A 20838-nucleotide genomic window follows, 5' to 3' on the forward strand; every position below is an offset into this window, starting at 1 on the left:
GCGCTGAATGAAGTGCAGGTCCGATTCGTGGTACTGCACGCAGTACTCACGCTCGGGATAGACGCTGGCGAGCTGGAAGCGATAGGTGGTGGCGAGCAGACCATGCTCTTCCAGTATCAGGGCAATGATCTGCGGCACCGTGCGGTGCTGAAAGATGCGTTGATTGGTGCGATGGCCTAGGCGAGCCAGGTGCGGGCGCAAGGTGATCGAGTAACGGGTCAGACGTTGCCCCGAATCGCCTTGGGCGATGCGGTCGATCAGACCGTGAATCCCGCCGTTGTCTGGCGCGAACTGCAAAAAGGCAGGACGGTTCAGCAGGCTTTCCAGATCCAGGCAGGATGACTCGCTGACCAGATCCAGGGTAAAGGTGAACGGCTGACTGATGGCTTCCCGGCCGCTGAAGGCGAGCACCTGAAAGTCGTGATCGACGCCATCAAGGTTGAGCTTGAAAAAAGTCTGGTGGGCAGGCATCCCGATTCCCTCTGTATCAACAGGCAACTGCGCCCGTCGAGTCAGGTACCTATAACAAGATGCATGCCTGATATTTTTTTTATATAAAAAACAAATAGATAGTGTATTTTTTTTACAGGATTGATCGTCTTTTGATCAGTTTGGCCGTCAGTACCGCGCAAGGTATTGCGCACGTGCGCAAATGTCTGCGAATCGAACCAGGGCGTTGGCCTGCAAGGTCTGGAACAGGTCCTGTGGGCAGCGCCTGTGCAATAAGTTGCGCATCACGATGATCCGAGCGTTACGGTATTTTCAGGTGTAAGCCAGCAGTCGTCCGCAGGTCACGACGCCGATCCAGAGTGCGATTGAAAGCACGGCATGGCATCTGGCGAGGCACGGTGAAGTCTGCCGGACGTTCCAGTGCGTCACTGAGCGATAGACGCCCACATGAAAGAGTGCCGCGTTGGCACCGGCAGCCGCGATCAGACACAGTTTGAGAATGAAGACGCCGTTGCTGGCGAAGTCGTCGGGGTGGGCTGCAAACATCATCAGCCCGGCCGGTACGATCAGCAACAGTGTCGACAGGGCCCAGATCAGCAGATGACGCGCAAGCGCCGTAATGGGGATGTCTTTCGACCATCCCAGCAGGCGCAGGTCGAACAGGATCACTGAACCGACCAGCACGGCAAAGCCGATGATGTGCACCACCTCGACTATCGGGTACAACCAGACCTCGCCACGCATGGATTGACCGAGCGGTGAAGCTTGCAGCCATATGAGCCATGAGCCATGAGCCGTCGACGACGACCGCCATCATCTCAGCTCGACAGTCTTGCCGTTGATGGTGATGCGTTCTCAGCTCTTCAGACCGGGTTCGATTCTGATAACCCACGACGGTTGCCTGCGTATCGTTTGCCAGCATCTGCTGAGTCAGGCCACGGTTTCCATACGTGAGGGCGGTGCCAGCACCACGGTCCAGGTCTTGTCGGCGGTTTTGAGCTGGATGAAACCGTGGGGGTTGGCGTATCCGCTTTGAGAAATGGTGCCAGTCAGGGTGAGCGGATTGTCGGCGTTGTATTTGCTCCAGCCGTGGTGGGCAAAGGCGACGCTGGCAACCATCAGTAGGGATGCGCCGAGGCTCTTGTGCATGAGGTTCATGGCACGGATGCTCCTGCAAGGATCATGGGGGATATCAAGTCGATGCAGACAAGTGAATCAGCTGAAACGAAAAGAGCGACGCGTCAGGCTATCTCTCCGACGGATGGAAATCCGAGACCTCCGCGGTAGCCGGTTACCGTGGAGGTCGTGATCGGTTGGAAGAGACTCAAGCCGTCGCGCGGACCTTGACTGCCGATTGACGGCTGATGCGCAAGGCAACCACACTGCCGACGATGGTCAGTGCAGCCAGGGAATACAACGCCATGGTGGTCGAGCCCGTCTGGTCCTTGATCCAGCCCACCAGATAAGGGCTGAGGAAGCCTGCCATTTGCCCGATCGAGTTGATCAGGGCCAGGCCGCCCGCTGCAACGCTGGCGCTGAGAAGGGCGGTCGGCAGCGGCCAGAACATTGGCAGACTGGTCAATGCGCCCATGGTGGCGATGGTCAGGCCGACGATGGCCACGAGCGGCACGGTGGCGAAGTTGGCAGCGATGATCAACCCTGTTGCGCCCATCAGCATCGGCACCACCAGATGCCAGCGGCGCTCATTGCGCAGGTCTGCGGAGCGGCCCACCAGCAGCATGAAGACGCCCGCCATCAGGTACGGCACGGCGCTGATCCAGCCGATCACCAGTGCATCGCTGAAGCCCAGATTCTTGATGATCGACGGCAACCAGAAGTTGATCGCGTAAACGCCACTCTGAATACAGAAATAGATGAAGCCCAGAATCCAGATGAAAGGCATCGTCAGTACCGAGGCCACTGAACGCTTGCCTTGCACCGGGCGATTGAGTTCGTCCTGGGTGATATCGGCCTTGACCCGCTGACGCTGCTCGGGCGTCAGCCAGCGTGCATCTTCGACCTTGTCGCAGAGCAGGAAGAACGCCAGCACGCCCAGCGCAACGGTCGGCAGGCCCTGAATCAGGAACATCCACTGCCAGCCCGCCATCCCGCCTTGACCGGCGGCAAAGTGGTTGAGAATCCAGCCGGAGAACGGTCCGCCCAGTAGCCCGGATACCGGAATTGCCGACATGAACAAGGCCATGATCCGGCCGCGTCGCTGGTTCGGGTACCAGCGCGAAAGGTAGAGGACGATGCCGGGGAAAAAGCCTGCTTCGGCCATGCCGGTCAGAAAGCGCAGCACATAGAACTCGGCTGGCGCGGTGACGAACAGCAGGCAGGTGGAGAACGTGCCCCAGGTGATCATCATCAACCCGATCCAGCGCAGTGGACCGAAGCGGTTGAGCGCCAGATTGCTGGGCAGGCCGCACAGCACGTAGCCAATGAAGAAGATACCGGCACCCAGGCCGTAGACGGTTTCGCTGAAACTCAGGGCGTCGAGCATCTGCAGCTTGGCGAAGCCGACGTTCACGCGGTCCAGATAGTTGAACAGGTAGCAGATAAAGATGAAAGGGATAAGGCGCAGGGTGATGCGACGATAGACATGATTGCCGTCAGCGTCGCCAACCTCGCGAACCGGAGAGTTGGACATGGCGTCAGTTCCTCAGAGCTTGTTATTTTTATGCAGCTTGCCGGGGGCTTTCCGATCATAGGGAGGCTGCAGAAAAAACGCTTTGGGGTTTTGCACGGCTGAGGCGAGGGTGCGTTGTGAGATTGCACAAAGGCGGGCACTGTTCAGGGCCCTGGCAGAGAGACGGCGCGTGATCGTTGATCATGCGCCCGACAATACCTTATTCGATAGCTTCGTAAGGCAAGCCCACATAGTTCTCGGCAATGGTCCGGCGTCCTGCCTCGGAGCCGACGTAGTAGTCCAGTTCGGTCTGCTGGATGCGCTGGCTGAAGGCGTCGGTGTCGGGAAAGTTGTGCAAAATAGAGGTCATCCACCAGGAAAATCGCTCGGCTTTCCAGACTCTGCGCAAACAGATCTGCGAGTATTTTTCCAGCAGGTCGGTGCGTCCATCTCGATAGACCTTGAGCAGGATGCGGTATAGCGTGCTGACGTCGCTGGCGGCCAGGTTCAGGCCCTTGGCGCCAGTGGGCGGGACGATGTGCGCCGCGTCGCCGAGCAGGAACAGTCGGCCGTACTGCATGGGTTCGACCACGAAGCTGCGCAGCGGGGCGATGCTTTTCTCGATGGACGGGCCGGTCACCAAACGCCCGGCCAGATGGGCAGGCAGCCGCGATTTGAGTTCGTCCCAGAAACGCTCGTCCGACCAGTCCTCGACACGTTCGTTCGAGTTGACCTGCACGTAATAACGCGTACGAATCGCCGAACGCATGCTGCACAGGGCAAAGCCGCGCGGATGGTTGGCGTAAACCAGTTCTTCGTTGACCGGCGGGGTGTCGGCCAGTACGCCGAGCCAGCCGAACGGATAGACGCGTTCGAATACCTTCAGTGCCTGGGCCGGGATCGCCTGGCGGGACACGCCATGAAAGCCGTCGCACCCAGCAATGTAGTCACAGTCCAGACGCACGGTTTCGCCATTTTTGACGAACGTCAGGTAAGGGCGGTCAGTCTTGAGGTCATGAGGCTGGACGTCTTCGGCGTCGTAGACCGTCATGGCACCGCACGCGGAGCGGGCCTGCATCAAGTCGCGGGTCACTTCGGTCTGGCCGTAGACCATTACGGTTTGGCCATTGGCGAGGCCTTTGAGGTCAATGCGCTCGCAGCGCCCGTCGAAGGCCAACTCGAAACCGTCGTGGATCAGACCTTCAGCATCCATGCGCTCGCTGACGCCTGCTTCGCGCAGCAGGTCGACCATGCCTTGTTCAAGCACGCCGGCACGAATGCGGGAAAGGATGTAGTCGGGGTCTTTGCGTTCAACGATGACGTTGTCGATACCGGCACGTTGCAGCAACTGGCCCAGCAGCAGTCCGGAGGGGCCTGAGCCGATGATCGCGACTTGGGTTTTCATGGGTGTCGTCCTGTTTTGTAACCCCTGCCAGCCGAGGCGTGCGGGATGTGTTTGTTTTTGTCTCCTGCATTTTTAATGGATGACGACGAGATAAGAAGGCAATATCCAGCACATTATCTGGACTTTCCAAGGGTCTGGTGAGGAATGATCGATGCCAAGAACAGCGCCCGTTTCCGTCCCCGTCTTCAAGCTTTACGGCGAAACCACGGCGTGGCCGACGCCTGACCTGATCCACTGCGAGTCGATTCCCGAGCGCAGCAAAATGCATGAATGGGAGATCAAGCCCCATCGGCATGGTGATCTGGTCCAGTTGCTGTATGTGCAGTCCGGTCGGGCGATATTGAGAGTCGAGGACCGGGTGAATCAGGTCGATACGCCGTCGCTGCAAGTGGTCCCCGCATTGAGCGTGCACACGTTCAAATTCGCCGAGGACATTCAGGGTCACATCCTCAGCCTGGCGCGGCCGCTGGTGGAGCAATTGGAAGCTGCGCTGGATATTTCGGCCATCGGCACGGCGCGTTGCCATGCGTTGGGCGAGGACAGCATCTACGTGGACACGCTGTTCAGTGCGATTGCCCGCGAGTACCGCCAGCGCAAGCCGGGTCGCGACCTGATGCTGCAGTCGTTGATCAATGTGCTGATGGTCTGGCTCAGTCGACGGGGCAGCGAGCAGCGGGGTGATGACAGTCCGGTGCAGGAGCGCGGTCGGGAGCATTTGCAGGTGTTCATGCATCAGCTGGAGTCGAGCTTCCGCGAACACTGGTCCATCGAGCAGCACGCGCAGCGCATGGGGCTCAGCGCGGCACATCTTAATGCGCTGTGTCGGCGGCTGTGCGATCAATCGGCGCTGCAGATCATCAATCAGCGTCTGCTGCTGGAGGCCAAGCGTAATCTGGTCTATACGACCATGACGGTGAATCAGGTATCCGACAGCCTGGGGTTTTCCGAGCCGGCGTATTTTTCCCGATTCTTCAAGCGGGCTACCGGGCAGTCACCCAGCCAGTTCCGTCAGCAGAAATGAAAACGGGGCGCTGAACAGCGCCCCGTTTTTCTGCAGTCCTGTTATCAGGTCACAACCTGATAGCACGGCACATAAGCTGCGCCACCCGGCAGCTTCATGCGGTGCTGATCGACGAAGGCCTTAAGCAGTTTGTCCAGCGGCTGCATGATCGATGGATCGCCATGGATCTGGTACGGGCCGTGTTCTTCGATCAGGCGAATGCCCTTGTCCTTGACGTTGCCCGCCACGATGCCGGAGAACGCCCGACGCAGGTTGGCCGCCAGTTCATGAGGCGGAATGTTGTGGTTGAGCTGCAATCTGGCCATGTTTTCGTGGGTCGGATCGAATGGGTGCTGGAAGCTTTCTTCGATCTTCAGCAGCCAGTTGAAGTGGAACGCGTCGTTGCGCTCGCGACGGAACTGACGCACATCCTTCAGGCCCTTGGCCATGTGACGGGCGACTTCTGCCGGGTTGTCGATGATGATCTGGTAATGACGCTGCGCCTCTTCACCCAGTGTGGCGCCGACGAACGCATGCAATTGTTGCAGGTAGGGTTCGGTGTTCTTCGGACCGGTCAGCACTACCGGGAACGGCACATCCTTGTTGTCCGGGTGCATCAGGATGCCCAGCAGGTACAGGAATTCTTCGGCCGTGCCTGCACCGCCCGGAAAGATGATGATGCCGTGGCCGACGCGCACGAAGGCTTCGAGACGCTTTTCGATGTCCGGCAGGATCACCAGTTCGTTGACGATAGGATTGGGCGCTTCGGCGGCGATGATGCCCGGCTCGGTCAAACCCAGGTAGCGGCCACCGACGATGCGTTGCTTGGCGTGCGCGATGGTCGCGCCTTTCATCGGGCCTTTCATGACGCCGGGGCCGCAGCCGGTGCAGATGTCCAGGCTGCGCAGGCCCAGCTCGTGGCCGACTTTCTTGGTGTATTTATATTCTTCGGTATTGATCGAATGGCCGCCCCAGCACACTACCATCCTGGGTTCGACACCGGCGCGCAGCGTGCGGGCGTTGCGAAGCAGGTGGAACACGTAATCGGTGATGCCCTGAGAGTTGCTCAGGTCGATGCGCTGGCTGTCCAGCTCGCTTTCGGTGTAAACGATGTCGCGCAGGGCGCTGAACAGCATTTCACGGGTGCTGGCGATCATCTCGCCGTCGACGAAGGCATCGGCCGGAGCGTTGAGCAGCTCCAGTCGCACGCCACGGTCCTGCTGGTGAATGCGGACCTCGAAGTTCTCGTAGGCCTCAAGGATGGTCTTGGCGTTGTCGACATGCGCGCCAGTATTGAGAATGGCCAGGGCGCACTGGCGGAACAGGGTATAGGTGCTGCCTGAGCCGGCAGCGCTGAGCTGCTGGACTTCACGTTGGGACAGGGTTTCAAGGCTGCCTTTTGGGCTTACCGTGGCGTTAATCACTTGTCTTGGGATCATTCTATTTTCCATTAGAGCGATGCAGTCGAGGCGGCAGGGCCTGCGCATCAGGATGGTGAGCATCGAAGACGTTCACGCCTGACGGGTATTTTCTACAGCACTTGGGCGCGAATGCAAACGCCGGGCCTTACCTGCTGCGTGTTCGAGGGTGTGGGCGTCGTCTGAAGGACTGAAGTCATTTAAAGCAGGCACTTGATCGAAACGCCACGCGGCTGAATTTTGACGCGCAAGCGGGCCGATAGTGAACCTGACCCATTTAACAGGGTCTGTTAGCTGATGGACTCTCTGGACAGCCCGTGCAAGTGGCTGCCGATATAAAGGATTGCAGGCGTTTTTCAGCTCGCCTGATAGGCAGACATCCCGTCCAGACAGGAGTTGCAATTGATTTGCCACCTGCCAGAGCCATCGTTAGCCGGCCCGTACGTCGGGGCTTTATTTTCATTCCAGACAAAGATAATCATTGCCATGTCTCGTCATCTTTCAGCACTGCGTTCTCGTGCCCCTGGCCTGTTCACTGCTTCGCGTCATCTCCTCGGCACCGGTCTGCTGGGCGCCGTTCTTTGCGTTATTACTCCGGTGACCGCTCAAGCAGCGGACAGTGACCGCTGGGTGAGTGACAGCCTGACCACCTACGTGCGCAGCGGCCCTACTGACGGACATCGCATCGTCGGGACGCTCAAGTCCGGGCAGAAAGTGGAGCTGCTCAGCACTTCGGGCAATTTCAGTCAGGTGCGCGGTGAGGGGGGCAGTACCGTGTGGATTCCCAGCAGTGATCTGCAGGAAGTCCCGGGTCAGGCGGAGCGTGTGCCGCAACTCACCCAACAGGTCGCAGAACTCACCGAACAATTGAACGGCATCGACAACACCTGGAAAACCCGCGTGCAAGGCATGCAGGAAACTCTGGATGCGCGCAAGAAGCTGGTCGATGAGCTGGAAGCACGCACCAAGACCCTCAATGATCAACTGGCTGACTCACAGGCCGAGTTGCGTTCCACACAGGCGCGGCTGGGTGACGAGAACAAGCAGGTGATGATGCGCTACATGGTCTACGGCGGCAGCATTGCCGGGGCCGGGCTGCTGGTCGGTCTGATCCTGCCGGCCCTGACCCGTGGCCGCAAGAAGAACGACGGCTGGGTGTAACGCTCGATCCGCATGCCGCAGCCCCCGCGTGTCGGGGCGCTGCGGTGCCATCCTGTATGTGACTCGCTTCTCCGTAGCAGCCCTCTCATTCCCGCATTTTCGATCTGCCTCGCAAAAAATCCTGCCTGTCCTGGATGCAATCAGTCGCGAAGTCGATGTTCGCTCTATAGTTTCTGCCTGCGTGGTCGAAAAACTGGCTGGTGCCCTGAATTGAACCTCAAGATAGAGCGATCAGGGCTGTATATGGCATGTGGCCATTAGTTAACATGCGCATCGATGCTGGACCTGGAAAAGTCGTTCAGGCCATGGGTCTTATATTTTCACCCTCTCCTGTGTAGGAATCCGGATGCTGGCGTACAACCAAAAAAGCTTTCTTATCGTTGATGACTTCTCCGACTTTCGCAGTTCGGTGCGGTCGATGCTGCGTGAGCTGGGCGTCAAGGAAGTGGACACGGCCGACACCGGCGAGCAGGCCCTGCGCATGTGCTCGCAAAAGCGTTATGACTTTGTGCTGCACGATTTCAATCTGGGCGATGGCCGCAAGAACGGTCAGCAAGTGCTGGAAGACCTGATGGTCGAGCGGCTGCTGAGCTACGAAAGCGTGTTTATCATGGTCACTGCCGAGAACAGTCAGGCGATGGTCATGAGCGCGCTGGAGTGGGAGCCCGATGGCTATCTGACCAAACCGTTCAACCGCGCAGGCCTGGCCCAGCGTCTGGAGAAGCTCGTGCAGCGCAAGAACCTGCTCAAGCCGATTCTGCAAGCGCTGGACCGTCGCAAACCTGCTGAAGTGCTGGCAGCGTGCAACAAACTGATCGAGCAGGACCCGCGTTTCGCGCCGTTGTGCCTGCGCTACAAGGCCGACGCATTGCGTGACCTGAAACAGAACGAGCCGCTGGAAGCTTTTCTCAGAACCATCCTTGCCGACCGCGCCACGCCCTGGGCGTATGCCGCGCTGGGCAGCCTGCTGCTCAAGCGCGGCAAGGTCATCGAAGCTCAGGCCGTTTACGAGCAGGCGATCAAGGCGTTCCCCACCATGCCGGCTTTGTACGATGGCCTGGCCGATGTGCTGGTGGTCAGCGGTGATGCCAAGCGTGCGCAGAGTGCGCTGGAAAATGCTGTGCGCCTTTCGCCTCTGGCAGTACGCCGCCAGAAAATGCTGGGCAAGCTGGCGATGGACAACGAAGATTTCGAAAGCGCTTCCAAGGCCTTTCGTCAGGCGGTGTCTCAAGGCGCGCATTCACGTTTCAAGGACCCTGAAACCAACCTGGGTCTGGCCCATGCCCTGATCAGCAAGGGTGGCGATCAGGGGCTGGATGCGCGTACCCGTGTCGAGATCAATAACGCGCTGGGTGATGTGGCCAAGGAGCACACCAACGACGAAGGCCTGCAAGTGCGCACGCGCCTGATGAAGGCCGCCAGCCTGCAACACTCGGACCCGGAAACCGCCGCCAAACTCACTGAGCAGGCGATGGCCAGGCTTGAGGGCATGGAGCAGTTCCTCAGTGCTGATGCAGCCCTGCTGGTGGCTTCGCAGCTCAAGCAACTGGGTCAGGAAGAAGCCGGTGCGGGCGTGCTGAAAAACTGCGCGGAAGTCTACGGTGACGACCCGGCCGTGATGAAGAGCGTGGCCAGCATGACCGACGACCCAGCCATTCTGGGCGCCAACAAAGCCGCCGTCGATTTCAACCTGCAGGGCGTGCGCAGCTACAAGGCGGGTAACCTGCCAGAGGCGCAGGAGCATTTCCGTCGTGCGCTGGCCTTGCAGCCCAAGAACATCAGTATCGCGCTGAACATGGCGCAGTCGCTGCTGCATCCGGGGCAGAACCTCGGACAAGCCGGGCTTGAAGAGTGCCGCGCCAGCCTGAAAATGGTCGGCATGATCCCGGACAGCGATCCACGTTATGAGCGTTATCAGAAACTCAGGGAAAGGGCGTTTGGCGCATGAGCGAAGAGCAGCAGGGACTCGATTTTTCCATGGTGATTGCTTCCACCGTGCACGATATGAAGAACTCGCTGGCGACGCTGACCCAGGCCCACACCGAGTGGTTGGCGAAGCTCTCCGTCCAGCAGCGCGACACCCCGGAGCATGGGGTGATCGAGTACGAGTTCGCCAACCTCAACGGCATGCTCGTGCAACTGCTGGGTCTTTACAAACTCGGGGTCAACCAGCTGCCGTTGCGCCCTGATTATCACGAGCTGGACGATTTCATCGAGGCCCAGCTGGCGCATCATCAGGATGTGCTGGCCAGTCGCGGTATCGCCGCACGTGTGGATATCACCGATGCAAGCCCATTGGGTTTTTTCGACCGCGAGCTGGTCGGTTCGGTAGTGGGCAATATCATCGTCAACGCGATCGGTTTTGCCCGCGAGCAACTGGCGATCAGCATCGGCGATCAGGATGGCCAGCTGAAAATCACAATCAATGACGACGGTCCTGGTTATCCGGCGTACCTGATCGAGCGTCAGACCGAGTATGTGCAGGGCATCAATCAGGGCACTGGCAGCACCGGCCTGGGTTTGTACTTTGCCGCACACATTGCCCGCTTGCATGTGCGCAACGGCATACAGGGACGAATCGAGATCGCCAACGGCGGCGTGCTGGGCGGGGCGATGTTCAGCATCTATCTGCCATGAATGAAAGAGGCCGTCGCGTCTCTTCGTTATATTGACGCGGCGCGGGATGCCCGCGCCTGATCACTGAGGCCTTGAGCGTCATCTTTTTGGCTTTCAAACCTCTGTGCCTCATGCTTTCTCTCCTGAAACCCCGTAATCACGGCACCTCCCCATGTTCGTTGGCTTGGTTCGATTATTGCTATATCGCTTTCAGGCGTCGGCTTTGGTCTGCGCAGAATCAATCCAATAGCGGGCTGTCCGGGAGCATAGAGATGGAAGACAAAGTACTCAGGCTGATCGAAGAAGCGATGGAAGCAGACGAAGGCAGTCTGAGCAGGGGCCAGAACCTTGACTGGGACTCCATTGCGGTCCTGACATTCATGTCGCTTGCCGACGAACATCTGGGCAAGACCCTGGCGGCCAATCGTCTCAATGGTTGCAAGACTGTGGACGATGTCATCGATCTCGTCACCGAGAAGTAATTCGCAGGTATCTGTTCAATTCGTATGAATCGACCCTCAAGGGGAACGTTGGGTGGTGAGTAGTCCTTTTTCATTGAGCGGCAAAGTGGTGATGGTGACAGGTGCCTCTTCCGGTATCGGCAGCCAGGTCGCGATCTGGCTGAGTCAACAGGGCGCGCGCGTGGTGCTGGTTGCCAGAAATACCGAGCGCCTTGAAGCGACAAGGCTTCAGCTCCATGGCGAAGGTCATGGGGTCGAGCCGTTCGATCTGCTGGACGGGGCTGCTGTTTCAGGCTGGATGCGCAATCTGGCCAAGGCTTACGCGCCCTTCGACGGGCTGGTTCATGCCGCCGGCGTGCAGATGCCTATGCCGATTCGAGCGTTGGGGCTCGATCAGTGGGAAACGGTATTCGCCACCAACGTGACCTCCGGCTTTTCGCTGGTCAAGGCCTTCAGGCAGAAAGGGGTGTTCGTTCAAGGTGCCAGCATCGTTCTGCTCTCGTCGGTGATGGCTCAGGCTGCCCAGCCCTCCCTGATGGCTTACTGCGCCAGCAAAGGCGCAGTTGAATCGATGGTCCGCGCTGCGGCGCTGGAGCTGGCCCGCGACGGGATCAGGGTCAATGCGATTGCACCGGGTGTGGTGAGAACCGAAATGACCCGCACGCTTGAGGACCTGGTGGGCGCCGACTCTATGAAGGCCGTGGAGCAGAAACATCCACTGGGGTTCGGTGATCCGCTGGATATTGCCTACGCGGTGAATTATCTGCTGTCTGCAGCGGCTCGCTGGGTGACCGGCACGTCGATGGTCGTGGATGGGGGGTATCTGGCTCAATGACTGTCAAGAACCTGCTCATCGTCGGTGCGGGTGCGTTCGGGCGTGAAGTGCATGCCTGGTTGACCGACTGGGTGGCGAACAACCCGGGCTGGCACATCGCCGGGTTCATCAACGATGGCCCGGGCTCCACCGAGCGTTTCGACCATTACCCGCCTGTCGTGTCAAGCGTGGACGGTTACGAGCCCAAGCCTGACGAGTATCTGGTCTGCGCGATTGGCGCGCCTCAGGGGAAACGCGCCGTCGTTGAAAAGCTGCTCGCCAAGGGCAGCCATTTTTTCACGCTGATCCACCCTTCGGTCATCATGGGCGAGAATGTCGTGGTAGGTCAGGGCACGGTCATCTGTCCTTCAACGGTACTGACGGTGGATCTTCGGATCGGTGCATTCGTGACTCTCAATATAGGCTGCCTGATCGGGCATGACGCAGACATCGGTGATTTCTCCACCTTGAGTGGACATTGCGACATCACCGGTGGGGTCGTGCTGGAAGAGAGCGTTTTCATGGGCACGCATGCCAGCGTCCTGCCCAGGGTCAGAATCGGCAAACAGGCTGTAGTCGGAGCGGGCAGTGTTGCAATACGCAATGTGGCCGCAGGCACTACGGTGTTCGGTGTACCCGCCAAACGTATATCGGGGTAATGCTCATGAAGTCTCATGCCAGAATCGTCGACATAGAATATGAATTGCCTGCTCATTCACTGGACAACGAAACGCTGGCCCGGGAATTTCCCGAGTGGGACGTCGAGAAAATCTTCGCCAAGACCGGTATCGGTGAGCGGCATATCATCGACAAGGATGAAACCGCGTCCGACCTTGCCTTTCGGGCCTGCGAGAAGTTGTTCCTCAAAGGGGACATTCAGCGCAGCCAGATAGATGCGTTGATTTACTGCACGCAAAGTCCCGATTACGTGCTGCCTGCCACTGCCTGCATCCTGCAGCATCGCCTGCAACTGCCGACCCACTGCGCCGCCTTCGATTTCAATCAGGGGTGTTCAGGGTTCATCTACGGGCTTGGCATCGCCAAGGGGCTGATCGAGTCGGGCCAGTGCCGCAACGTCTTGCTGGTCACAGCGGAAACCTACAGTCGCTACATTCACCCTCAGGACAAGAGTGTTCGCACCCTGTTCGGCGATGCGGCGGCCGTCACACTGATCAGTGCCACCGAGGGTGGGCCGTTCATGGAGCGCTTTCGTTATGGCAGTGATGGCTCCGGGGCCGAGAACCTGATTGTGCCCATTGGCGGCGCACGCAGACCTTCGGCGCAGAATCCGCAGCCTGAAACCCATGAGGATGACAACGGCAACGTGCGGACCGACGCCAATCTATACATGAATGGCCCGGCGATCTTCGAGTTTTCCATGACACGCGTGCCGCAGCTGTTCGCTTCACTGTTCGACGAGGAACTGGCGGTGACCGATATCGATCTGTTCGTGTTCCATCAGGCCAACCACTTCATGCTGGATGCCTTGCGCCGGCGTCTGAAATTGCCTGCCGACAAGTTCGTTTCTGCCTTCCAGCACTGCGGCAATACCGTGTCCTGCACCATTCCCATCGCGCTGAAAGAGTCGTTGGACAAGGGGGCGCTCAAACGCGGTGATCGGGTCGCTGCGGTCGGGTTCGGAGTCGGTTATTCGTGGGGTGCGTGCGTCATACACTGGTAACCGTCAAGGGTTGCCCCTGTATCACGACTGACTCAAGGCTCTGCGTCATACCTCTGACGCGGAGCCTTTTTTTATTGAGCCTTTTTACGATCAGCTGTCCACCCAGGCAGTGCGCCAGGCGTGCAGGTGCTCGGCGTCAAGCATCCAGCGTTCGATGACTGTCTGCTTCAAGGCGTCGCCTCTCTGCGCGCAGGTATCCATCCGCCCGATGTGCTCCTCGATGGCACTTATCCAGGCATGGGTGTCGTTGCCAACCCGCGTGACGGGCAGGCCTTCAGGAACGCTCAGCACGTCGCTGCAAATGACCGGAAAGCCACAGGCGCCGAACTGCAGCAAGGCCACCGGGCTTTTGCTCTGGTTGACCAGGTTCGACTCGGCGGGGGCCAACACGAGATCAAGGTTCAGACCGGCCAGCATCCCGGGGAGCAGTGCTCCTTCCACCGATGAGCGCAGTTCGTGGATAAAGGGTCGCAGCCAGCGCGTACAAGGCCCCATGACGACCCATTCCACCCGGTCCGCCAGCGTCTTGATGACTTCCGACAGGATCAGCAGATCACCCAGCTCGCCCGCTGTGCCGACCCAACCGACGCGGGGTTTCGCACGCGTCTGGCGCTGGCTTTGCAAGTTCAGCCAGGGTTCGGTGGCCAGCCGGGTTTCGATGACCTGAACGTTGGGATGCGAATCACCCAGCAGATCCGCCAGCGCCCGAGTGGGGACGGTGATCAGGTCTGCACGTTCCAGCCCATGGCGCAGCGAGGTTTCAATCGCAGCGAGTGGTGCTGCGGTCTTGCCGATTTCTGCGTACGCCGGATATTGCGGCAAATCGTAGATGACTCGAGCATGGGTGTGATCCTTGATTGCATTGATGCTGGCGATCAGGCGGTCGTTGACCGGGCCTTGCATGACGACCGTGTCAGGGCTGAGTCTGGCGATCTCCACGAGTGGCAGCGGTGTGTGGCTGAGGACGCCATCCACTTCAAGTCCGGCACGCAGACTGTGAAGTACCGAGCCGACTCGATCACCGGCACTTGCTCGATCACCAGGCTGCACGAGGACCACCGGCAGCGGGCGATGCGTCAATGGCCGCCAGCTCAATTCCGGATTGGTCTGGGTGACAAAACGTTCTGTCAGGGACAGGTTCGTGCTGTAGGCCGGGTCCCAGGCCATGTAATGCAGCCAGCGATGCGCGAGGGCGCGTGTCGCGAAATCTATCGCTTCGGCATCGACCTGTGGCTCGTCGGGACGCAGGGCAACGATGGCATGCGGCGTCCAGACGATCAGATGTCCGGCGCTACGCGCCCTCAGACAGAGGTCTACATCACGAAAGTGCAGGGGGAAAAGGTGTTCGTCCAGGCCTTCGATTTCCGTGTGGACTGACTTGCGAATCATCAGGCAGGAACCGCTGACGGCACTGTAGTTTTGATCATTTTCCAGACGCTGGGCGAAGCTCGCGCAGTTCGCCGCGTCATTGGCGGTGATCGCACAAGCGGTGCCATCCAGTCCCATGATGATCCCGGCGTCCACGATTTTGCTGTCTGGTGAAATGATGTTGGCGCCCACGATGCCCACTTCGGGGCGCAGTGCGTGATTGAGGAGCTGTTCGAGCCAGTCCTGCTGAACGATCAGGGCGTTGCTGTCGAGCATCAGCAGGTAGTCGCCCTGAGCGTGCCGGGCAGCGGCATTGAACAGGGCCGAGGGACTCACCGTCTGCTCATGGCGAAGGACGCGGATGCGCTCCGATTGCATCGACTCCAGCGTGGTCAGCCATTCCGTGGTCTGCGCCGACTGGCTGTTGTTGTCGCAGATCAGAATTTCGTAGAACGGGTACGTTGTGTTTTCCAGAATGCTTTCGACGCAAGGCAGCAGCGTCTGTAACTGATCCTGTGAGGTCACAAGGATGGAAATCAGCGGCTGATCGGCATGGCCGTATTCGATCCGGTAACGTCCCGCCTCCAGCGCATGCACCTGGCCGTCTACATAGCCGCGCGCGTGCAAGTGACGTTGAAGCGTGCGCGCCTCGTCGTAATTATCCTGCGCTTGCCAGAGTGGCGAGATGGCAATCGGCTCGGTGACATGCACAAATTCGGTAAAGCTTGAGTCTTCGATCAGGCGCAGTATCAGATCGAGCTCGGTGGCTTGAGCGTGGCCTGGATCGAAGCCGCCTACCGCCAGAGCTTTCTCGCGGTTGAATAGCCAGTTGCGACTGGTGGCCGACGGACAGGCCAGCAGGTAGTCCAGACTGAAGCCTGGTTGAAAGATCAGGCGAGCCCCAGCGTGAGCATGCAGGGTCACTTCATCGCCGAAGACCGCGCAGGCATGTGGCGCTTCGATCATCTTCATGACGGCGCATAGCAGGCCGCTCGGGGTGAACGTCGTGCCTGCGTCGACCAGCATCCACCAGTCGTGATCGTTATCCTGCATCAGCGCGTTGATGACCGTAGCACGGTTTTCCAGGGTCGCGTCCCGCCAGGGCAACTGGGCCTGAAGCGGTGTTTGCTGCTCTCTGTCGTAGTCGGCCAGGACGAAAACCTTGAGCTTGTCGAGCAGAGGCGCATCGGACGCCATGCTTTGCAGCGTGCTCAGTACTCGCTCGGCCTGCTGATCGAAATCGGAAACGACAAGTGCAATCGACGGCCCGCCATCGTGCTGCTGCAAGTGCTCACGAAGCAAGGTGTGCTGAGCGGGCGTAGGCCTGCGCTGTCCAAGCCAACTGGCCACGCGAGTGTTGCGAACAGTCGCCTCGGACCTTCTGTCGAAGTAGCTCAGCAGGTCCATTTCCTGGACGTTGTCGCGCTGAGCCAGGGGCGCAATCCTGACCTTGCCATTGAGCTCGTCGGGTCGGATCCAGCCCAGTTCGCCGGGAATTCGATGGAAGTTGGCGTGACCTTCGCGCGGCAGGGCAGGGTCTTTTCTGAACGCTTCACTGCTCTGCTGATCGGAAATGCGGAAATAGGACAGTGGACGGGCAAGCATGGCCAGATTGCCCTGACGCAGCAGCTTGGCGTACATCGCCAGATCGCCCAGCCCCCAGATCAGCACCTGATTCAGGGACATGATGTCCTGGCCGAAGGCCAGCAGGTCTTCGCGGCGACACATCACGGCACTGGGTTCGCCGACGAAGTTGACGGGGTACTGGGCCAGAAACGACACCAGTTCCGGACCGTTCAGAACCACGTTCTTGCCGAATGGGTAAGCGGTGTACAGATTGTCGGCCAGCAGGGTGCCGCTGGCGTCGATTCGCTTTCGTGTCGCTGACACGATCTTGATGTCAGGACTGTCGTACATGACATCGAACATCAGCCGCACGCAATCGGTGAGCAGGATGTCGTCGTCATAGAGAAACTTGATGTAATCGCCGCGCGCCAGCGCCACTCCGCTGGCGACGTTGTAGGGTTCGCCCAGTGGTGTTTCGTTTTTATGATAGTGAATGGGCCAGCGGCTAACCGGCCTGAGTTTTTCGACAATGTCCCTGATACCGTCGTCACGGCAGTCATCAGTGACAACGATCTCGATGTCGTCATGATTCTGGCGCAGCGCACTGGCAAGCGCCGCTTCGAAAAAAGCCGGTTTATAAGCAGGGATGACAATACTGACCAGGCGTGAAGAACTCATCGCAATACCACATGTGAAGAAGTGTTGAGAGCCCACCGGACAAGCCGGTCGGCATTCATGATCGGCTGCTGTTGTCAGACCTTGCGGCCGACGTACAGAACCGACTGGTCAGTAATGCCGTGCTGCCGGAATATGCCCTCGCCGAACGCGTTCGAGTCCAGGGCATCAACCGTGAAGCCGGACGCCTCCAGACGAGACACGAAGTCATGCCTGGCATACATCCGCACGTGATCATCCTGACCGAAGCGCGCCCAGCGCTCATCGACGCTGGACTCGTCCGGGTCTTCTTCGGTGTCGCTTGCGGTCAGCAGAATCGGCACCATCAGGATCGCAGAGCCACCCCTGGCCAGAACCCGATGCAGCTCGGACATGGCCTTGCGATCATCGGGCACATGCTCCAGCACATGTGAACAGACGATGAAATCAAAGGACTCATCGGCGTACATGTGCATGTCCATGATGTCGACGACGTCATCAGCCAGCGGCGAAAACAGATCGGCGGAGCGGTAGCGGGCGTTCGGCAGGCTGCGCAGGAATTTCGACAGTACAACGGCTGGCGCGATATCGAGAATGCGCAAGGGTTGTCCCGGCGGATTGTTCAGCAGGTGCATGGCGAACAACGCATAAAGCCGGTCGCGGTCTGACGCGTGGCATTCGGGGCAACTGTATTGGCCGACGTTCAGGGTTTCGAAATCGTCCACGCTGTAGAACACGTTCAGGCGGTGAAAGATTTCCAGATGACCTCTGTCCATCGGGTAGAAGTTCGGAAATCGGCAGGAGCAGACCGGACACGTACGCATTAGCGGTTCTCGTTACTGGCGGTGACAATGACATTGATGATGCTGTCGAAAGCCTCATCGGTCAGGCTGTCGTAGATAGGCAGGCACAGGATCTGATTCGACAGGCCAGTGGCAATCGGCAAGCGCTCCGGCTTGGCCGAATCCAGACCCCGGTACATGGGGAACGTCGAAATCAACGGATAGAAGTAGCGGCGGGCCAGAATGTTCTGATCACGCATGCGTTGATAGAGCGCGTCTCGCGATACGGCGAACGTTTCGCGTACCAGAACAGGGAAATACGAGTAGTTATGTTTTTCGGCGCTCTGCCAGACGATGTCGATACCGGGGATCGCCGCCAGCGCGGCACGATAAAGCTCGTCGATACGCTGACGCCTGATCAGTGCCTGATCGATGTGCTTGAGCTGAAGCAGGCCGAACGCTGCGTTGATCTCGCTCATCTTGCCGTTGATGCCTGGCGCGACCACGGTGACTTCGTCGGCAAAACCGAAGTTTTTCAGGTAGTCGATACGTTGTTTGGTCTTCAGATCCGGGCTGACGATGGCGCCGCCTTCGAAGGTGTTAAAGACTTTGGTGGCGTGGAAGCTCAGGATCGAGAGATCGCCATGCCTGAGCAGGCTTTCGCCGTGGTGCTGCACGCCGAAGGCATGGGCGGCATCGTAGATGACCTTCAGGCCATAGCGGTCGGCAATCTGCTGGATGCGGTCGACGTCACACGGGATGCCATAGCAATGCACCGGCATGATGGCGGTGGTTGCCGGGGTGATGGCTTCTTCGATGCGGTCCGGGTCCAGATTGTAGGTGCCGGGCTGGATATCGACGAACACCGGCGTCAGGCTGTTCCACAGCAACGAGTGCGCGGTTGCGACAAACGAGTAGGGCGTGGTGATGACTTCGCCCTTGATCCGCAGTGCCTGGATTGCGGTCATCAAGGCCAGGGTGCCGTTGGAAAACAGCGACAGGTGCTGAACGCCCAGATAGCTTGCCAGCTCCTTCTCGAGCTGCTGGTGAAACGGGCCGCCGTTTGTGAGCTGGTGGCTGTCCCAGATCTGCTCGAGGTAGGGAATGAATTCCTCAAGCGGCGGAAGCAGGGGGCGTGTGACGGGAATCGGTGCGCTCATGGAAAGCTCTCAACACGTGTCGCAGAAGATTGCCGTTCGACAGTTCATTTTTATGGCGCATCGTGCATCACGCACAGGTGATCGACATAAAAATGGCAGCCAAACTGTTTTGTCTTGGTCAAAAGCAAAAAACCAGCCAAGAGTGCGGTTTGTACCGTTTGAAGGTGTATGGTTTGTGAGCGGTTTGGCCATATGTTTCAGCCCTTGATATCCCGAACGCCCGTTGCGTATTTTGTAGGCACTGCCGCAGGACGGCCTCGACATTCACCAAGGATTGAGCAATGAACCGCAATGACGGCCGTTCGGTTGCACCGCAACTGACGGGCATTGATGAAGTGGAATGCGTGACGCCGGATCTCAATGGCGTACCGCGTGGCAAGGTCATGACCGCCGAAGGGTTTCTTGAAGGGCGGCGTTTGCAGATGGCGCGGGGTGTGCTGTTGCAATGCATCATGGGCGGTTACCCGCCTGCACGTTTCTATGGCAGTGATGACGGTGACCTGGCGCTGGTCCCGGACCCTGCGCAATTGCACCGTGTGCCGTGGAGCGATCGACCGCGTGCTCTGGCCATTTGCGACGCCGATGAATTGACCGGTGCCAGTTGCACGCTTTCGACTCGTGGGCAGCTCAAGTCGGTACTCACCCGTTACGCCGAATACGGCCTGACTCCGGTGGTGGCCACTGAACTGGAGTTCTTTGTATTTGCCCCCAACCCGGATCCGCTTCAGGCGTTCATGCCGCCTGTAGGGCTGGACGGTCGACGCGAGCTGGGGCACTCGGCCTTCAGCATCAGTTCAAACAACGGGCTGCGGCCATTCTTCACGGAGGTGTACGCCTGCATGGCAGCGCTGGGCCTGCCACGCGATACGTTCATGCACGAGATGGGCGTCAGTCAGTTCGAAATCAACCTGCTGCACGGCGATCCCTTGCTGCTGGCCGACCAGACTTTTCTGTTCAAACACCTGCTCAAGGAAGTAGCGCTCAAGCATGGCGTGATTGTGGTCTGCATGGCCAAACCGTTGACGAACACGCCCGGCAGTTCGATGCACCTGCATCAGAGCGTGGTGGATGCGGTGTCCGGCCGCAATGTATTCAGCGCCGAGGACGGGCAGTCGACGCCTACGTTCCGGCATTTCATCGGTGGACTGCAAGCCTGCATGGCAGACTTCACGGCCTTGTTCGCGCCGAACGTGAATTCCTATCAGCGCCTGTTCCATCCGTTCGCGTCGCCCAACAACGCCTGCTGGTCCTACGACAACCGCGCCGCCGGTCTGCGAATTCCCGCCAGTGCACCGTCGGCCAGGCGCGTCGAGAATCGTCTGCCGGGTGCCGATGCCAATCCTTATCTGGTGATCGCTGCCAGCCTTGCGGCGGGGCTGTACGGGATCGAACGGGGCATCGAACCGACCGCTGCCGTGCAGGGCGAGATTCAGGTGCCGGAAGAATTGACGTTGCCTTGTACCTTGCAGGCCGCTCTTGAGCGTCTGAAATGCAGTCATCTGGCCAAGGAACTGTTTGGTCATGAATTCATCGAAGGCTACATTGCGTCGAAGACCATGGAGCTGACCAGCTTTCTCGATGAAATTACCCCCTGGGAACGGCGCGTACTGGCTGCCCAGATTTAAAGAACGTTGTTTCGGGTTCGCCTGTTCAGGCGACTCCGTATTTTGGAA

General features: G+C 59.0%; 18 protein-coding genes. 9 read left to right on the top strand and 9 right to left on the bottom strand.

From position 1 onward, the window contains the following. The 5 genes from KDX39_RS12205 to pobA all read right to left on the bottom strand — a co-directional run. Window positions 1-471, bottom strand: a 471-nt coding sequence (locus KDX39_RS12205; RefSeq protein ID WP_269439894.1) for a contractile injection system protein, VgrG/Pvc8 family, incomplete at its 3' end; no start/stop codon positions are given. A 291-nt stretch (window positions 472-762) separates the two neighbouring features. Next, on the bottom strand, window positions 763-1194 hold the full coding sequence (locus tag KDX39_RS12210; protein WP_231660542.1) for a DUF6644 family protein: 432 nt from the start codon (window positions 1192-1194) through the stop codon (window positions 763-765). A 186-nt stretch (window positions 1195-1380) separates the two neighbouring features. Further along, a complete protein-coding gene (locus KDX39_RS12215; protein ID WP_331462079.1) occupies window positions 1381-1608 on the bottom strand; it encodes a DUF6152 family protein in 228 nt (75 codons plus the stop codon). A 166-nt stretch (window positions 1609-1774) separates the two neighbouring features. After that, window positions 1775-3100 carry an MFS transporter gene (locus tag KDX39_RS12220; RefSeq protein ID WP_231660543.1) on the bottom strand — a complete coding sequence of 442 codons (1326 nt, stop codon included), beginning with the start codon at window positions 3098-3100 and terminating at the stop codon, window positions 1775-1777. Window positions 3101-3299: 199 nt separating this feature from the next. Beyond that, entirely contained in the window at window positions 3300-4484 is a 1185-nt protein-coding gene (gene pobA, locus KDX39_RS12225) for a 4-hydroxybenzoate 3-monooxygenase (protein ID WP_231660544.1), read from the bottom strand. Window positions 4485-4635: 151 nt separating this feature from the next. On the opposite strand from pobA, the gene KDX39_RS12230 reads away from it, so the two are divergent. Further along, window positions 4636-5505, top strand: a complete 870-nt coding sequence (locus KDX39_RS12230) for a helix-turn-helix domain-containing protein (RefSeq protein ID WP_231660545.1) — start codon at window positions 4636-4638, stop codon at window positions 5503-5505. Between the two features lie 44 nt (window positions 5506-5549). On the opposite strand, the gene ppnN is transcribed toward KDX39_RS12230, so the two are convergent. Next, window positions 5550-6923: a nucleotide 5'-monophosphate nucleosidase PpnN gene (gene ppnN, locus KDX39_RS12235; protein ID WP_231660546.1), complete on the bottom strand. Its 1374-nt coding sequence runs from the start codon at window positions 6921-6923 to the stop codon at window positions 5550-5552. 465 nt (window positions 6924-7388) lie between these two features. Here ppnN and KDX39_RS12240 point away from each other — a divergent pair, with 465 nt between their 5' ends. From KDX39_RS12240 to KDX39_RS12270, 7 genes are all read left to right on the top strand, one after another. Beyond that, the gene (locus KDX39_RS12240) at window positions 7389-8063 is read left to right on the top strand and encodes a TIGR04211 family SH3 domain-containing protein (RefSeq protein ID WP_231660547.1); all 675 of its coding nucleotides are present in this window, start codon (window positions 7389-7391) and stop codon (window positions 8061-8063) included. A 346-nt stretch (window positions 8064-8409) separates the two neighbouring features. Continuing rightward, the gene (locus KDX39_RS12245; protein ID WP_231660548.1) at window positions 8410-10011 is read left to right on the top strand and encodes a tetratricopeptide repeat-containing response regulator; all 1602 of its coding nucleotides are present in this window, start codon (window positions 8410-8412) and stop codon (window positions 10009-10011) included. After that, a complete protein-coding gene (locus KDX39_RS12250) occupies window positions 10008-10700 on the top strand; it encodes a sensor histidine kinase (protein ID WP_231660549.1) in 693 nt (230 codons plus the stop codon). Before KDX39_RS12245 ends, KDX39_RS12250 begins: the two co-directional genes overlap by 4 nt. Window positions 10701-10951: 251 nt before the next feature. Continuing rightward, window positions 10952-11161, top strand: coding sequence for an acyl carrier protein (locus KDX39_RS12255; protein WP_004880682.1), 210 nt, complete (start codon window positions 10952-10954; stop codon window positions 11159-11161). A gap of 52 nt (window positions 11162-11213) precedes the next feature. Then, the gene (locus KDX39_RS12260; RefSeq protein ID WP_231660550.1) at window positions 11214-11975 is read left to right on the top strand and encodes an SDR family NAD(P)-dependent oxidoreductase; all 762 of its coding nucleotides are present in this window, start codon (window positions 11214-11216) and stop codon (window positions 11973-11975) included. Beyond that, a complete protein-coding gene (gene vioB, locus KDX39_RS12265) occupies window positions 11972-12613 on the top strand; it encodes a dTDP-4-amino-4,6-dideoxy-D-glucose acetyltransferase VioB (protein ID WP_231660551.1) in 642 nt (213 codons plus the stop codon). Before KDX39_RS12260 ends, vioB begins: the two co-directional genes overlap by 4 nt. After that, entirely contained in the window at window positions 12613-13635 is a 1023-nt protein-coding gene (locus KDX39_RS12270) for a ketoacyl-ACP synthase III (RefSeq protein WP_231660552.1), read from the top strand. The genes vioB and KDX39_RS12270 overlap by 1 nt, the downstream gene beginning before the upstream one ends. A 90-nt stretch (window positions 13636-13725) precedes the next feature. Here KDX39_RS12270 and KDX39_RS12275 read toward each other — a convergent pair whose 3' ends face one another. From KDX39_RS12275 to vioA, 3 genes are all read right to left on the bottom strand, one after another. Beyond that, on the bottom strand, window positions 13726-17247 hold the full coding sequence (locus KDX39_RS12275; RefSeq protein WP_231660553.1) for a glycosyltransferase: 3522 nt from the start codon (window positions 17245-17247) through the stop codon (window positions 13726-13728). 74 nt (window positions 17248-17321) lie between these two features. Next, window positions 17322-18047 carry a methyltransferase domain-containing protein gene (locus KDX39_RS12280; protein ID WP_210042943.1) on the bottom strand — a complete coding sequence of 242 codons (726 nt, stop codon included), beginning with the start codon at window positions 18045-18047 and terminating at the stop codon, window positions 17322-17324. Beyond that, window positions 18047-19165: a dTDP-4-amino-4,6-dideoxy-D-glucose aminotransferase VioA gene (gene vioA, locus KDX39_RS12285; RefSeq protein WP_231660554.1), complete on the bottom strand. Its 1119-nt coding sequence runs from the start codon at window positions 19163-19165 to the stop codon at window positions 18047-18049. Before vioA ends, KDX39_RS12280 begins: the two co-directional genes overlap by 1 nt. 383 nt (window positions 19166-19548) lie before the next feature. Between vioA and KDX39_RS12290 the strand changes: the two genes are divergently transcribed. Further along, entirely contained in the window at window positions 19549-20790 is a 1242-nt protein-coding gene (locus tag KDX39_RS12290; RefSeq protein ID WP_231660743.1) for a glutamine synthetase family protein, read from the top strand. Window positions 20791-20838: the final 48 nt, after the last annotated feature.

Origin of the sequence: Pseudomonas sp. CDFA 610, from assembly GCF_021147865.1 — a bacterium.
Lineage (GTDB): Bacteria > Pseudomonadota > Gammaproteobacteria > Pseudomonadales > Pseudomonadaceae > Aquipseudomonas > Aquipseudomonas alliivorans.

Excerpts from the sequence above, each read along its gene's own strand:
- KDX39_RS12245 (WP_231660548.1), top strand. The coding sequence starts at position 8,410 with ATGCTGGCGTACAACCAAAAAAGCTTTCTTATCGTTGATGACTTCTCC.
- KDX39_RS12270 (WP_231660552.1), top strand. The coding sequence starts at position 12,613 with ATGCTCATGAAGTCTCATGCCAGAATCGTCGACATAGAATATGAATTG.
- KDX39_RS12210 (WP_231660542.1), bottom strand. The coding sequence starts at position 1,194 with ATGCGTGGCGAGGTCTGGTTGTACCCGATAGTCGAGGTGGTGCACATC.
- KDX39_RS12290 (WP_231660743.1), top strand. The coding sequence starts at position 19,549 with ATGACCGCCGAAGGGTTTCTTGAAGGGCGGCGTTTGCAGATGGCGCGG.
- KDX39_RS12240 (WP_231660547.1), top strand. The coding sequence starts at position 7,389 with ATGTCTCGTCATCTTTCAGCACTGCGTTCTCGTGCCCCTGGCCTGTTC.
- KDX39_RS12275 (WP_231660553.1), bottom strand. The coding sequence starts at position 17,247 with ATGAGTTCTTCACGCCTGGTCAGTATTGTCATCCCTGCTTATAAACCG.
- KDX39_RS12255 (WP_004880682.1), top strand. The coding sequence starts at position 10,952 with ATGGAAGACAAAGTACTCAGGCTGATCGAAGAAGCGATGGAAGCAGAC.
- pobA (WP_231660544.1), bottom strand. The coding sequence starts at position 4,484 with ATGAAAACCCAAGTCGCGATCATCGGCTCAGGCCCCTCCGGACTGCTG.
- KDX39_RS12250 (WP_231660549.1), top strand. The coding sequence starts at position 10,008 with ATGAGCGAAGAGCAGCAGGGACTCGATTTTTCCATGGTGATTGCTTCC.
- KDX39_RS12280 (WP_210042943.1), bottom strand. The coding sequence starts at position 18,047 with ATGCGTACGTGTCCGGTCTGCTCCTGCCGATTTCCGAACTTCTACCCG.
- KDX39_RS12215 (WP_331462079.1), bottom strand. The coding sequence starts at position 1,608 with ATGAACCTCATGCACAAGAGCCTCGGCGCATCCCTACTGATGGTTGCC.
- KDX39_RS12220 (WP_231660543.1), bottom strand. The coding sequence starts at position 3,100 with ATGTCCAACTCTCCGGTTCGCGAGGTTGGCGACGCTGACGGCAATCAT.
- vioB (WP_231660551.1), top strand. The coding sequence starts at position 11,972 with ATGACTGTCAAGAACCTGCTCATCGTCGGTGCGGGTGCGTTCGGGCGT.
- KDX39_RS12230 (WP_231660545.1), top strand. The coding sequence starts at position 4,636 with ATGCCAAGAACAGCGCCCGTTTCCGTCCCCGTCTTCAAGCTTTACGGC.
- ppnN (WP_231660546.1), bottom strand. The coding sequence starts at position 6,923 with ATGATCCCAAGACAAGTGATTAACGCCACGGTAAGCCCAAAAGGCAGC.
- vioA (WP_231660554.1), bottom strand. The coding sequence starts at position 19,165 with ATGAGCGCACCGATTCCCGTCACACGCCCCCTGCTTCCGCCGCTTGAG.